This window comes from Prauserella isguenensis, assembly GCF_014191605.1.
Classification (GTDB): domain Bacteria; phylum Actinomycetota; class Actinomycetes; order Mycobacteriales; family Pseudonocardiaceae; genus Prauserella; species Prauserella isguenensis.
On the sequence record NZ_JACHWU010000001.1, the window covers coordinates 304,696 to 317,230 of the forward strand.

Below are 12,535 nucleotides of genomic sequence, written 5' to 3' on the forward strand. Positions count from 1 at the left end.
ACCTGCGAGAATGCGGCGCCCGTCACTCTCTCCGGCACCAGACCCCGCGGCCCGGCCCGCCCGGGGGCTTCGGCCCGGCGCGGCAGGCTACGAGTCGGGCTCCTTCGCCAGGTCGCGGACGACCGGCAGGATGTCGCTCGCGAGCAGGTCACGCAGGTAGACGGCGGCGACGCGGCCCTGCTTGTCGACGATGATCGTCGACGGGACGACGTTGCGCGGATACCCCGTCAGCCCGATCAGCGACCGCCCTGACGGGTCGTAGATCGACGGGTACGTCAGGCCACGGTTGCGCATGAAGTCCTGCGGTGCAGAACGATCGAAGTCGCGCACGTCGATGCCGAGCACGCGGACACCGTCGTCCTTCGTCTGCTCATACACGTCCTGCAGTTCCGGCGCCTCGGTGCGGCACGGGCCGCACCACTGGCCCCAGATGTTGATGACCAGCACCTTGCCGCGGAAGTCCTCGCTCGAGATCCGCTTGTCCGCATCGAACAGGTCCTCGCCGCTGACCTCCGGCATCTGCTGCCGGTCGGCACCGGTGTAGGTGATGTCGGTCTTACCGCCGGGCGCGACGAAGTTGAACGACGTGGCCGCGGAACTGTCACCCGTGCTGCACCCGGTCAGGGCCAGTCCGCCGGCGAGCACGGCGGCCGCCAGCCGGGTGCCGAGCGACCTGCCCCTGCCGCGCCCCCTCATGCCCCGGTCACCATCGGATCCGTCGCGCCTGCGGGTTCGCTGTAGACGATGTCCACGAGCTCCTCCTCACCGAACACGAGACTGGTCAGCGACGCCAGTGAGCACTGCCGGGACCGCGGGTCGTGCCACAGCCGTTTGCCCTCGAGGAACCGCCGCACCGTCCAGATCGGCAGCTGGTGCGACACGCACAGCACCTCGCCGCCTTCCGCGGCGGCCCGTGCCCGGTACACGGCGCCCAGCATGCGGCGCGCGATGTCGACGTACGGCTCACCCCACGACGGACGCACCGGGTTGCGCAGCTTCGACCAGTGCTCCGGCCTGCGCAACGCACCGTCGCCCACGCTGACCCGCAGGCCTTCGAACGCGTTGTCGGCCTCGATGAGGCGGTCGTCGGTGACGACGTCGAGCCGGTGCCCGCCCGCGATCGGGGCGGCCGTCTCCTGTGCGCGCTGCAACGGCGAGGCCACGACGCGCACGAGGTTGTGCGGCTTCAGCGCCTGCGCGACGGTGACCGCCTGCTGCCTGCCCCGCTCGGACAGTCCGTAGCCGGGCAGCCTGCCGTAGAGGATGCCCTCGGGGTTGTGAACCTCCCCGTGCCGCAGCAGGTGGACGACCGTGGTGGTCATGCGGGCTCCGGCGGGGTCGCCGACGCGGCGGCACGGGCGGCTGCGGGGGCGGCGGCCTCGATGACCTCGAACGCCGCGTCGTCCATCGCGGAGTTGACGAACCAGGCCTCGAACGCGCTCGGCGGGCCGTAGACGCCCGCCTCGAGGAAGGCGTGGAACATCGGCCCGTAGCGCCACGTCTCGGTGGCGGCGACCTCGTCGAAGTTCGTCGGCCGACGCTCGCCGAAGAAGACGGTCACGAGGTTGCCCGCCTGCGACACGGTGTGCGTGACCCCCTCGGCCGACAGCGCGTCGCCGAGGATGGCGGCGATCCGCCCGGCGTTGGTGTCGAGCTTCTCGTAGACCGACGCGTCGGCGTGCCGCAACGTCGTCAGGCCCGCGGCCACGGCCACGGGGTTACCGGCGAGCGTGCCCGCCTGGTAGACGGGCCCGATCGGCGCCAGCTTGGCCATCACGTCGGCGCGGCCGCCGAACGCCGCGGCGGGCAGCCCACCGGACATGACCTTGCCGAACGTGTAGAGGTCGCCCGCGACCCCGTCGAGGCCGTACCAGCCGGCAGGCGACACACGGAAGCCCGTGAGCACCTCGTCGACGATGAGCAGCGCGCCGGACTCGTGGGCGATGTCGCGCAGCGCGGCGTTGAAGCCCTCGGCGGGCGGCACGGCGCCCATGTTGCAGGGCGCGCCCTCGGTGATGACCGCGGCGATGTCTCCGGGGTTCTCGGCGAACACCTTCCGCACGGCGTCGAGGTCGTTGTACGGGACGACGACGGTGTCGGCGGCCTGCGCGCCGGTCACACCCGGCGACGTCGGCAGGCCCAGCGTGGCGACACCCGACCCCGCCTGGGCGAGCAGCGCGTCGACGTGGCCGTGATAACAGCCCGCGAACTTGACGATCTTCGCGCGGCCGGTGAACGCGCGGGCGAGGCGGATCGCCGTCATCGTCGCCTCGGTGCCCGAGTTGACCAGGCGCACCTGCTCGACCGGCTCGACGCGGCCGATGATCTCCTCGGCGAGTTCGACCTCACCGGTGGTCGGGGTGCCGAACGACAGGCCGCGCGACGCGGCGTCGCGCACCGCCTCCACCACCGCCGGGTGGGCGTGCCCGAGGATCATCGGCCCCCACGAGGAGACGAGATCGACGTAGCGGTTGTCGTCGGCGTCCCACAGGTACGGACCGTCGGCCTTCACCACGAATCGCGGGTCACCGCCGACGGATGCGAACGCGCGCACCGGGGAGTTGACGCCACCGGGGGTCGCCGCGGCGGCCCGCCGGAACCAGGACTGGGACTTCTCGACCGTGCTCTTGCCACCTGTCACGCACGCCAGTCTCGCAAAACGGCCACGGCCTGCGACGACTGCCTCCGGCCGGGAGTGACCGCGGGCATGTCCGCGAGCGGGTCGCCCGGGGCTCACGCGGCGGTTCGGCTGCCCGTCGTGGACTCGTCAGTGCGCCGTGCGCGCCGCGGCGTGGTCGGCGTCCACGTCGTCGGGGTCGTCGGGGTCGTCGGCGGGCCGCTTGCGCTTCCTCGGCTTCTTGCCCTTGGCCGCGACACCGAGCATCACTTGGCGGACGGCGTCGATGACCAGCACCGCCGCCAGCGCACCGAGCGCGACGGCGAGCCCGATCAGGTCTCCCTCGTAGACGCGGGAGGTCAGCGTGCTGCCGTCGTCGAGGTGGACGGTGACGTCGCGGATCGCCGACCCCCACAGCAGGAAGGCTCCCCACACGGCCACCGCGGCCACGACGAGTTCGACGACGGCGACGGCGATCCGGCGCGGCCGGTGCAGCCTGCCGCGGCCCGCGCCTGCCCGGCTGCCGTCGCCGGACGTGGGCGTGCGCGTCGCCGCGGCCCCGGCCGGAGCCGCCGGCGCGGCGGAGTCGGTGGCGGTGCGATCCGCGGATTCAGTCACGGCGTGAGTTTCGCATGGCCGTCCGCAGCGCCGCCGTGAACGTCTCCGAGTCCTGCGACCACGCCAGCACGTGCTTGCGGTTGCGCAGCTTGAGCTCGACACCCTCGAACCGGCGCGGCACGGTCTGGCCGCCGCCGAGCACGCGGGTACCGGGCCCCGGCTCCCGCGTGAGGATGGAGGCGATGTCGGCGATCGGCAGCGTCTCCGTGCCCTGCACCAGCTCCGTGTCGGTGACGCGGACCCGCAGGAACTTGCGGCGCGCGAACACCCACGCCCCGTTCAGGCACAGCAGGCCGACACCCGTGATGATCCACATCAGCCAGTGCGGCGGCTGGCCGAGGATCAGCTCCGTGACGAACCCGAGCGCCGCCAGTGCCGGACCGAGACCCAGTCGCCACAACGTCGCCCCCGGTTCGGCGTAGTGGACGACGACGTCCGCCGCACCGGCGTCGCCCGCTGCGTCGGCGTCGGCCTTGTCGCTGCCGCTCACGTCGCCACCCTCACCGGTTCTTGCTCACCCTCGGGAAGTACGGATCGACGCTGGGCAGGTACATGAGCGCCGTGCCGCAGAGCGCGAGCAGCACCGCGCCGATCACCGTGTAGCCGCCGCCGAGCAGCGAGAACAGGGCTGTCACGACGACGAGCACGGTCACGACGGTGCGTGCGGAACGGGTGCCCTGCCGGGCCTTCCAGGCGAACAGCACCATCAGGCCGCCGACCGCGACGGCACCGACGACGAGTGCCCACAGCAACGATTCGACGCCCGAAGCGATCTGGGCATTGGTGATGTTCTCGTCGGTGTTCTGTGCGATCAGCTGCTCGGCGAACTCGTCCTTGCGGAGCAGTTCCAGCACGAAAGCCAGGACCAGCACCACCGAGGCGGCCACGATCAGCCCGAACCCGGTGTTGACCTGCTTCGGCGGCTCGGGCCGATCCGGGTCGGGGTCGCCGGGCAGGTGCGGGGCGGGCGGCAGACCGCGGGCCCGCCGCTGGTCGTCGCTTTCGTCGGCTTCGCTCATGCCCCCAGAGACTAGGTGCCGTGCGCCGGGAGGTTCAGGGGTGGTGACCGGGCGACGGATGAACGCGCCGCACAGGCGGCACGCCGGAACCGGTGCCGGCGCGCCGCGCAGGCACGTCCCCGACCGACCACCCGCTGCCACCCCGCAACGCCGAAGGAGCCATCACGGGCCGTGAGCGTTGCAGTTGCGCACCGGGGGCCGGTGGGAGTTTCAGTCGAGCCAGGTGGCGGCTTCGGCGGCCCAGTACGTGAGGATCATGTCCGAGCCCGCCCGGCGGATCGACGTGAGCACCTCGAGGATCGTGCGCTGCCGGTCGACCCAGCCGTTCGCGGCGGCGCCCTCGATCATCGCGTACTCACCCGAGATGTTGTACGCCGCGACCGGCACCGACGACACCTCAGCCGCCGCCCTGATGACATCCAAATAGGACAGCGCAGGCTTGACCATGATCGCGTCGGCGCCCTCGGCGAGGTCGAGTTCGATCTCGCGGAGCGCCTCGCGGACGTTGCCGGAGTCCTGCTGATAGGTGTTGCGGTCGCCCTGCAGCTGCGAGTCGACGGCCTCGCGGAACGGCCCGTAGAACGCGCTCGCATACTTCGCGGAGTAGGCCAGGATGCTCACGTCGGAGAACCCGGCGTCGTCGAGCGCACGCCGGATCACGCCGACCTGACCGTCCATCATGCCGCTCGGCCCGAGCCAATGTGCGCCCGCGCGCGCCTGGGCGAGTGCCATCTCGGCGTAGCGTTCGAGCGTGGCGTCGTTGTCGACCCCGCCTGCGTCGTCGAGCACGCCGCAGTGGCCGTGGTCGGTGAACTCGTCGAGACACGTGTCGGCCATCAGCACCGTGTCGTCGCCGAGGTCTGACCGCAGATCCCGCAGCGCGACGTTGAGAACGCCGTCGTCGGCCGTCCCGCCCGAGCCGACCGAGTCGCGTGTGGACGGAACGCCGAACAGCATCAGCCCGCCGACACCGGCGTCGACCGCCTTCGCCGCCGCCTCACGCAACGAGTCCCGGGTGTGTTGCACGACGCCGGGCATGCTCGAGATCGGTTTCGGCGCGCCCGCGGCGTCGGCCTCCTCCGACACGAACATGGGCAGGATCAACTGACGTGGGCGGAGCGTGGTCTCACTGACGAGCCGGCGCACGGCCGGCGTGGTCCGCAACCTGCGTGGGCGATGCTCGGGAAACACATCGACACCGTACTCCCGCGCGGGCGCTTACCCTGACGGGCGGCAAGACCCCGAGGTCCCGCTGCACCCGGCGCACGGACACGACCCCACGAGAAGCACCGCCCCACTACAGGAGACACCGCCCCAGCGGAAGGACATCGTCATGAGCCCGGACGTGCTGAGCCTCACCCGAGAACTCGTCGCCGTCGACACCATCGACCACGACGAGAACCACGCTCTCGCCGTGGTGGCGCCGCACTTGGAGGACGCGGGCTTCGACGTCAGGACGGTCGAGCACGAACCGGGCCGCGGCACGCTGATCGCGGAGTGGCACGCCGATGCCACGGCGCCGCCGCTGTGCCTGTCCGGGCACGTCGACACCGTGCCACTGGGCGGTGCCGACTGGTCCCGCGACCCGTTCCGCGCCGAGCCCGACGGCGACCGGCTGTACGGCCGCGGCACGACGGACATGAAGGGCGGAGTGGCCGCGATCGTGTGCGCCGCGGTCGGTGTCGCGACCTCGACTCGCGCGCCGCGGGCCGGGTTGCGCCTCGTGCTCACGGCCGCCGAGGAGACGGGTTCGCACGGTGCGCGGGGCGCCCTCGACGCACTGCGCGGCAGGCCGTCGGGTCCGCTGCTGATCGCCGAGCCCACGAGCAATGCCGTCTTCCACGGACACAAGGGCGCGTTGTGGCTGTCCGCGCGCGCCGAGGGCGTGACCGCCCACGGGTCGATGCCGCACCTGGGCGACAATGCCGTCTACAAGCTCGCCCGCGCGGTGGGGACGTTCGAGGGGTTCGCCTTCACCGAACAGGCGCATCCGGCGATGGGCGCGCCGACGCTCAACGTCGGCACCTTCCACGGCGGGCTGAACACGAACTCGGTGCCGGATTCGGCGGTCGCGACGGTCGACATCCGCACCGTGCCAGGACAGGACCACGCGGCGATCACCGACGATCTGCAGGCCAGGGTCGGCGACGATGCGTCCGTGGGGCCGCTCGTCGACCTGCCCGCCGTGTGGACCGACCCCGCCGACGACTGGGCCGCGGCCGTCTCCGCGATCGCCGCCGACGTCACGGGCGCGTCGCAGGGCGGTGAGCCGCGGGCGGCGACGTACTTCACGGACGCGTCGGTGCTGACGCCGGCGCTGGGCGGCGTGCCGACCGTCGTCTGCGGCCCGGGCGAACCCGAGCTGGCGCACGTCACCGACGAGTGGGTGTCGATCGCCAAACTCCGCGAGTCGGAGGAGATCATCCGCCGCGTCGCGACCCAGTGGTGCGAAACATGACGCGCCTCTGACCCGCGTGTCCTGCAGTGGCGGCCCGGGGTCCGCAACACGGTCCCCCGAAGCCGCAACACGAGCCCCGGGAGCTGCAACACGGCCCCCGGAAACGACAACACGGGCACACACGGCGAGACGCCCCGCCGCACGGGTGGTGCGACGGGGCGTCTCGGTGCGAACGCTCAGGAGCGGCGGGTGCGCTTGGCCTTCTTCGGCGGCGGCAGGGCGCCCTCGGCGCGCAGCTTCGCCGCATGGGCGGCGAGGGCGTCGACGAGCACCACGGCGTTCGGCGTCTCGGGCTGCACGTCGACGCGCAGGCCGAACTCCGTCGCCGTCTCGGCCGTCTTCGGGCCGATGCACGCCACGAGCGTGCGGGCGTGCGGCTTACCCGCGATGCCGACCAGGTTCCGCACGGTGGACGACGACGTGAAGCACACGGCGTCGAACCCGCCCGTCTTGATCATCTCGCGGGTCTCGGCGGGTGGCGGCGCGGCACGCACCGTGCGGTACGCGGTCACGTCGTCGACCTCCCAGCCCGCGTCGGTCAGCCCGGCGGACAACGTCTCCGTGGCGATGTCGGCGCGCGGCAGCAGCACGCGGTTCACCGGGTCGAGCACGTCGTCGTACGGCGGGAACTCCTTGAGCAGGCCCTCGCTCGACTGCTCGCCCTCGGGCACGAGCTCCGGCTGGATGCCGAAGGAGCGCACCTTCTCGGCCGTCGCCTCGCCGACACAGGCGATCTTCACGCCGGCGAACGCGCGGGCGTCGAGGCCGAACTCGGTGAACTTCTCCAGCACGGCCTTCACCGCGTTGGCCGAGGTGAACACGATCCACTGGAACCGGCCGTCGACGAGACCCTTGACGGCGCGCTCCATCTGCGCGGGGCTGCGCGGCGGCTCGACGGAGATCGTCGGCACCTCGTGCGAGGTGGCGCCATGGCTGCGGAGCCGCTCGGCCATGTCCCCCGCCTGGTCCTTCGTGCGCGGCACGAGGACCTTCCAGCCGTACAGCGCGCGCGACTCCCACCACGACAGCTGCTTACGGTCGGACACGATCGACCCGATCGTGACTATCAGCGAGCCCGCGAGCTCACCGGCATCGGCACCGAGCGAGGCGAGGGTCGTCTCCACGGTGCGCTGCGTGTTGATGGTGCCGTTCGACGTGACGGCCACAGGCGTCTCGGCGGGGATGCCGTTGTCGATCAGCTGCGAGGCGGCCTCGGCGAGGTGGCTGGACGTGCCGTGCAGCACGATCGGGCCCTGCGCCTGCGCCACGCCCTTCCAGTCGACGTCGCGGGTCAAGTCGACCTCGGTGTGCGTGCCGCCGAGCGGCAGGCCCGCGTACGCGGGAACGGCCGTGCTGGGCGCGACGCCCGGCACGATGTCGAACACGACCTCGGTCTTCGACACGGCCTGCACCTCGGCCACGACCGCGGGCTGCGTCAGCGGGTCTCCCGCGACGAGACGCAGCACCACGCGGCCCGACTCGGCCTCGGTGGCCAGGTCCTTGGCGACGTCCCCCGGCTCACCGACCGCGGGACGTGCCTCGGCCTCCTCGCGGGCGTAGGCGAGCGCGCCCGCCGGGACGTCCGGGTCGGTGACGACGACGTCGGCCTTGGCCAGCAGCTCCTGGGCGCGGACCGTGAGCAGTCCCGCGTCACCGGGGCCCGAGCCCACGAAGGCGACGCGCCCCGTGGTCTTGCTTGGGGGGGTCATGTGCTTCGTCTCTCCTCATGCAGCGGCCGCACCGAGGCCGGCGGCCGAACTCGTACTTGTCTTCTGCGGTTCTCTGGCGTTCCCGACGCGAATGTCACGTCCGTTACGCGTTGCCTGCGTGCTCCTGCGGCCACGCGGCCGCAGGCGTCGGCCACGCACCCGACGCCCGCTGGGTTCCCGCCGGAGCGGAAGCGAACGCGCCGACTCAGGACAAGAGCGCGCCTGCGCCGAGGTCGAGCAGCTCGGCGGCGACCCCACGGCCCAGTTCGTCGGCGTCCTTCGGCTCGGCGATCGCCGAGGCCTTCAGGATGTCCACGGAGTCCCCGTCGACCCCGGTGGCGGCGATCCCGCGCAGCGAAAGACGGTCGACGACCTTTCCCTCGCTGTCGAGGTCCTCCACGACATCGGCGAGCGCTCCGACGGGTGCGCTGCAACCGGCTTCGAGCGTGGCCAGCACGGCCCGCTCGGCCTTCGCGGCGACCCTGGTCGCTTCGTGGTCCACGACGGACCGAAGCAGACGTTCGTTGTCGACGTCCTCGACCCGCGTCTCCACCGCCAGCGCACCCTGTGCGGGCGCGGGCAGCATCTGGAGCGGATCGAGCGTCTCGGTGATCGCGTCGACCCGGCCGACCCTGGCGAGCCCCGCCCTGGCCAGCACCACGGCGTCCAGTTCCCCGGACGTGACCTTGCCGATGCGGGTGTCGATGTTGCCGCGGATCGGCACCACGGTCAAACCGAGTCCCAACGCCTTCAGCTGGGCGATCCGGCGCGGCGAACCCGTGCCGACGACCGACCCCGGCGGCAGCTCGCCGAGCGTCAGTCCGTCCCTGGCGATCAGCGCGTCACGCGGGTCCTCCCGCGGGGGCACGGCAGCCAGCACGAGACCGGGTTCGGCCGCCGTCGGCAGGTCCTTGTACGAGTGGATCGCGACGTCGATCTCGCCCGCCAGCAGCCCTTCGCGCAGCGCCGACGTGAACACGCCGACGCCGATCTCCGCGATGGGCGCGTTGGAGCGGTCACCGGGAGTCGTGACCGTGACGATCTCGACCTCGTGACCGGCGTCGGTCAACATGTCGGCGATCGTCTGCGTCTGCGCCACGGCGAGTTTGCTGGAGCGGGTGCCGATACGGATCGGGCTGTTTGTCACGGATTGTCACCGTCGATCTGGTCTGTCGTGGTCATCGGGGCCGAAGGGCTGGACACCGTCTTCGGCGCCTGCGGGTCGAGCTCGAACAGCTCGCGCAGCGCCGTCGCGTAGTCGGTGTCGCTGGTCTCCGCGGCCAGTTGCTTCACACGCACGGTCGGGGCGTGCAGGAGCTTGTCCACGACCCGCTTGACCGTGCGGCCGACCTCCTCACGGGTGTCGGCGTCGATCTCGGGCAGCCGCCTGTCGAGCCGGAGCAGTTCGGCGTCGACGACCTCGGCCGCCCGCTTGCGCAACGCCGTCACCGTGGGCGTCACGGCGGCGCTGCGCTGGCCCGCCAGGTAGGCGCGGACCTCGTCCAGGACGATGCCCGACGCCTTGGCGGTCTGCTTCTCGGTGGTGCCGCTGCCGGAGTCGTGCATCCGGCGGCGCACCGTGTCGAGGTCGACGAGGCGCACGTCGCCGACCTCCCCGACCTCTGGGTCGACGTCCCGGGGCAGGCCCAGGTCGCACACGACGAGCGGCGCGGTCCGCGGCCGGACATGGCGGGTCTCCACCACGGTGCCCTTCGCTCCGGTGCACACGACGGCCACGTCGGCACCGCTCACGGCGTCGGCCAGCTCGGCGAGCGGCACCGCGGTCGCGGGCACACCCTGCTCGGTCACCGACGCGGCGAGGCGCTCCGCGTTGGCCTGCGTGCGGTTGGCGACGACGACGCTGCCGATGCCCGCCTTGCGCAGGTGCGACGCCGCGAGCGCGCCCATCGAGCCGGCACCGACGACCAGGGCCCGCTTGCCCACGAGGTCACCGTTCGCGTCCTCGGCCTCGGCCAGCGCCGCCGACACGACGGACGCGCCGAGCTGATCCAGGCCCGTCTCGCTGTGCACGCGCTTGCCGACGCGCAACGTCGTCTGCACCAGCTCGTGCAACGTCCGGCCGACGGTGCCCGCCTCGCGCGCGGTCGCGTACGCCGCCCGGACCTGGCCGAGGATCTGTGTCTCCCCCACGACCATCGAGTCCAGGCCCGCCGTCACGTTGAACAGGTGCTCGACGGCCGCGCCCGCGTAGTGGACGTAGAAGCTGTCGTACAGCTCGTCGGGAACCATGCCCGCCTGGCGGGCCAGCACCGACGCGATGTCGTCCAGGCCACCGTGGAACGTCTCGACCACGGCGTAGACCTCGATGCGGTTGCACGTCGAGACGGCCATGACCTCGGAGACGTGCTCTGCCTGCTGCAGCTCGTGCAGGATCTTCGGCACCTCGGGCGCGGGAATGGACACGCGCTCGAGCGTGGTCAGGTCCGCCGTCCGGTGCGACAGTCCGAGAGCGAGGATGCTCATGACGGCACCACCGCGCTCGCCGCGTCCGTCGCTTCCGCCTCAGCCGCTTGGCCGTTCACCTGTCCGTCCGCCCTTCGCGCCACGTGGAAGGAAAGGATCTGCAGCTCCACGGCCAGATCCACCTTCCGAACCTCGATGTGATCCGGAACCTGCAACACGACCGGCGCGAAGTTCAGGATGCACTGCACTCCGCCTGCGACGAGCCTGTCGCACACCGTTTGTGCCGCGGTCGGCGGCGTCGCGATGACCCCGATGGAGATCTCCCGCTCCGCGCACACCTCGGGAATGTCGTCGAGGTGCGAGACGGGCAGTCCGCCCACCGGAACCCCGATCAGGTCCGGATCGATGTCGAACAACGCCTCGACCGGGAAACCGCGACCGGGAAAGCCGCCGTAATTCGCCAACGCATGTCCGAGGTTACCGATTCCCGCGACCGCCACGCGCTGCTGCTTGTTGAGCCCGAGGGTGCGTTCGATCTGGCCGATCAGCACCTCGACCTCGTATCCGACGCCCCGGGTGCCGTAGGAGCCGATGTACGAGAGGTCCTTGCGGAGTTTGGCGGAATTCACACCCGCGGAGGCCGACAGTTCCTCGCTGGAAACCGTCGCGGTGCCCTGTTCCTGCATGCTCGACAGCACGCGCAGGTACACCGCCATGCGGCCGACCGCGGCCTCGGGAATGGCCTTCGCGGGCGCCTCGCCGTCGGTGACGGCGGGCAGCTCGGTGGTCGGGGTGTTGTCGTTGGCCGTGGCCTTGCCCTGGGCAGTGGCCCTGCCGTTCGTCGTGGCCTTGCCCTGCGCAGTGGCCCTGCCGTTCGTCGTGGCCTTGCCGTCGGCTGCGGCCTTGGTGCGGGCGGCCCGGCCGTTCGCTGTACCGGTGCTCGCCTTGCCGTTGGCGGACCGACCGTTCGCCCCGGCCTTCGCGCTCGCGGGTGTGCCGTTCGTCGCGGTCGTGTTCGTGGCGGCCGTGTTCGTCGCGGCCGTGTTCGTGGCGGCGAGGGAGCCGTCGGCGTCGGTCGCCCCTCCGGACCCGAGCGCGGCGGAGGCGTCGGCCTCCGCCGCGGGCTTCCTGCCTGCCGGTTTCTTCGCGAGTACCTTCTTCGACGGGCTCTTGGCCCCAGCGGTCCGCTTCGCCTTCGCACCGGCACCGGAGGCGTCGTCTCCGACATCGGCGGAGTCACCGCCGTTTGCGGCTCCGTTCCCGGAGGACGCAGCGTTTCCGGAGGACGCAGCATTCTCGGTGGACTTCTCGGTGGACGCAGCGGCGGGCGCGGCGGATTCCGTCTCGGGCGCGGTCCCGTCCAGAGCGGTGCCGTCGGGAGGGGTGCCGTCGGGAGAAGCGTCGTCGGCGGGCTGAGCGTCGGGTGCGGATTCGGATTTCGTTCCCGATTTGCCCGCGCGCCGAGATCGGGCCAGGCCGCGGACGGAGGAGGCGATGTTACGCCGGCCCCGCTGTGCCATCACGCTCCGACTCCCGTCCTCGAGATTTCGAGACAAAAAACCTTGACCAGCAGGCGGCGACCGTGTTCGATGCACGGCGCGTCACCGGCGTGGAGACCACGGTAGTTCATTTGTGAACGCGTGCACAAAGCAGCAGGTAAGGGCGTTGACCTGCGCCACAACCCCGGTTT

At 71.6% G+C, this 12,535-nt stretch carries 11 protein-coding genes and 1 pseudogene; 1 reads left to right on the forward strand and 11 read right to left on the reverse strand.

The window, feature by feature from the left end:
* Positions 1 to 87: 87 nt before the first annotated feature.
* The 7 genes from FHS23_RS01400 to hemB form a co-directional block, all read right to left on the reverse strand.
* The gene (locus FHS23_RS01400; RefSeq protein ID WP_183646467.1) at positions 88 to 696 is read right to left on the reverse strand and encodes a TlpA disulfide reductase family protein; all 609 of its coding nucleotides are present in this window, start codon (positions 694 to 696) and stop codon (positions 88 to 90) included.
* Complete coding sequence (locus FHS23_RS01405; RefSeq protein WP_183646470.1) at positions 693 to 1,322, reverse strand: histidine phosphatase family protein; 630 nt, start codon at positions 1,320 to 1,322, stop codon at positions 693 to 695. Before FHS23_RS01405 ends, FHS23_RS01400 begins: the two co-directional genes overlap by 4 nt.
* Positions 1,319 to 2,641, reverse strand: coding sequence for a glutamate-1-semialdehyde 2,1-aminomutase (hemL, locus tag FHS23_RS01410; protein WP_183646473.1), 1,323 nt, complete (start codon positions 2,639 to 2,641; stop codon positions 1,319 to 1,321). The genes FHS23_RS01405 and hemL overlap by 4 nt, the downstream gene beginning before the upstream one ends.
* Positions 2,642 to 2,767: 126 nt before the next feature.
* Complete coding sequence (locus FHS23_RS01415) at positions 2,768 to 3,235, reverse strand: hypothetical protein (protein WP_183646476.1); 468 nt, start codon at positions 3,233 to 3,235, stop codon at positions 2,768 to 2,770.
* On the reverse strand, positions 3,228 to 3,725 hold the full coding sequence (locus FHS23_RS01420; RefSeq protein WP_343053563.1) for a hypothetical protein: 498 nt from the start codon (positions 3,723 to 3,725) through the stop codon (positions 3,228 to 3,230). Before FHS23_RS01420 ends, FHS23_RS01415 begins: the two co-directional genes overlap by 8 nt.
* Positions 3,726 to 3,735: 10 nt before the next feature.
* Complete coding sequence (locus FHS23_RS01425) at positions 3,736 to 4,254, reverse strand: hypothetical protein (RefSeq protein WP_183646479.1); 519 nt, start codon at positions 4,252 to 4,254, stop codon at positions 3,736 to 3,738.
* A gap of 210 nt (positions 4,255 to 4,464) precedes the next feature.
* Positions 4,465 to 5,445 (reverse strand): porphobilinogen synthase, encoded by a 981-nt coding sequence (gene hemB / locus FHS23_RS01430; RefSeq protein ID WP_183646482.1) that lies wholly within the window; start codon positions 5,443 to 5,445, stop codon positions 4,465 to 4,467.
* A 142-nt stretch (positions 5,446 to 5,587) separates the two neighbouring features.
* Here hemB and FHS23_RS01435 point away from each other — a divergent pair, with 142 nt between their 5' ends.
* A complete protein-coding gene (locus tag FHS23_RS01435) occupies positions 5,588 to 6,712 on the forward strand; it encodes a M20 family metallopeptidase (protein ID WP_183646485.1) in 1,125 nt (374 codons plus the stop codon).
* A gap of 176 nt (positions 6,713 to 6,888) precedes the next feature.
* On the opposite strand, the gene FHS23_RS01440 is transcribed toward FHS23_RS01435, so the two are convergent.
* The 4 genes and pseudogenes from FHS23_RS01440 to FHS23_RS01455 all read right to left on the reverse strand — a co-directional run.
* The gene (locus tag FHS23_RS01440; RefSeq protein ID WP_183646488.1) at positions 6,889 to 8,421 is read right to left on the reverse strand and encodes a bifunctional uroporphyrinogen-III C-methyltransferase/uroporphyrinogen-III synthase; all 1,533 of its coding nucleotides are present in this window, start codon (positions 8,419 to 8,421) and stop codon (positions 6,889 to 6,891) included.
* A 205-nt stretch (positions 8,422 to 8,626) separates the two neighbouring features.
* The gene (gene hemC / locus FHS23_RS01445) at positions 8,627 to 9,568 is read right to left on the reverse strand and encodes a hydroxymethylbilane synthase (RefSeq protein ID WP_183646491.1); all 942 of its coding nucleotides are present in this window, start codon (positions 9,566 to 9,568) and stop codon (positions 8,627 to 8,629) included.
* Positions 9,565 to 10,905, reverse strand: a complete 1,341-nt coding sequence (locus FHS23_RS01450; RefSeq protein ID WP_183646494.1) for a glutamyl-tRNA reductase — start codon at positions 10,903 to 10,905, stop codon at positions 9,565 to 9,567. Before FHS23_RS01450 ends, hemC begins: the two co-directional genes overlap by 4 nt.
* Positions 10,902 to 11,684: pseudogene (locus FHS23_RS01455) on the reverse strand (redox-sensing transcriptional repressor Rex); the annotation flags it as partial. The gene FHS23_RS01450 and the pseudogene FHS23_RS01455, both read right to left, overlap by 4 nt.
* Between the last annotated feature and the right edge of the window lie 851 nt (positions 11,685 to 12,535).

Coding starts and splice junctions, on each gene's coding strand:
- FHS23_RS01450 (WP_183646494.1), bottom strand. CDS start 10,905: ATGAGCATCCTCGCTCTCGGACTGTCGCACCGGACGGCGGACCTGACC.
- FHS23_RS01435 (WP_183646485.1), top strand. CDS start 5,588: ATGAGCCCGGACGTGCTGAGCCTCACCCGAGAACTCGTCGCCGTCGAC.
- FHS23_RS01405 (WP_183646470.1), bottom strand. CDS start 1,322: ATGACCACCACGGTCGTCCACCTGCTGCGGCACGGGGAGGTTCACAAC.
- FHS23_RS01440 (WP_183646488.1), bottom strand. CDS start 8,421: ATGACCCCCCCAAGCAAGACCACGGGGCGCGTCGCCTTCGTGGGCTCG.
- FHS23_RS01425 (WP_183646479.1), bottom strand. CDS start 4,254: ATGAGCGAAGCCGACGAAAGCGACGACCAGCGGCGGGCCCGCGGTCTG.
- FHS23_RS01400 (WP_183646467.1), bottom strand. CDS start 696: ATGAGGGGGCGCGGCAGGGGCAGGTCGCTCGGCACCCGGCTGGCGGCC.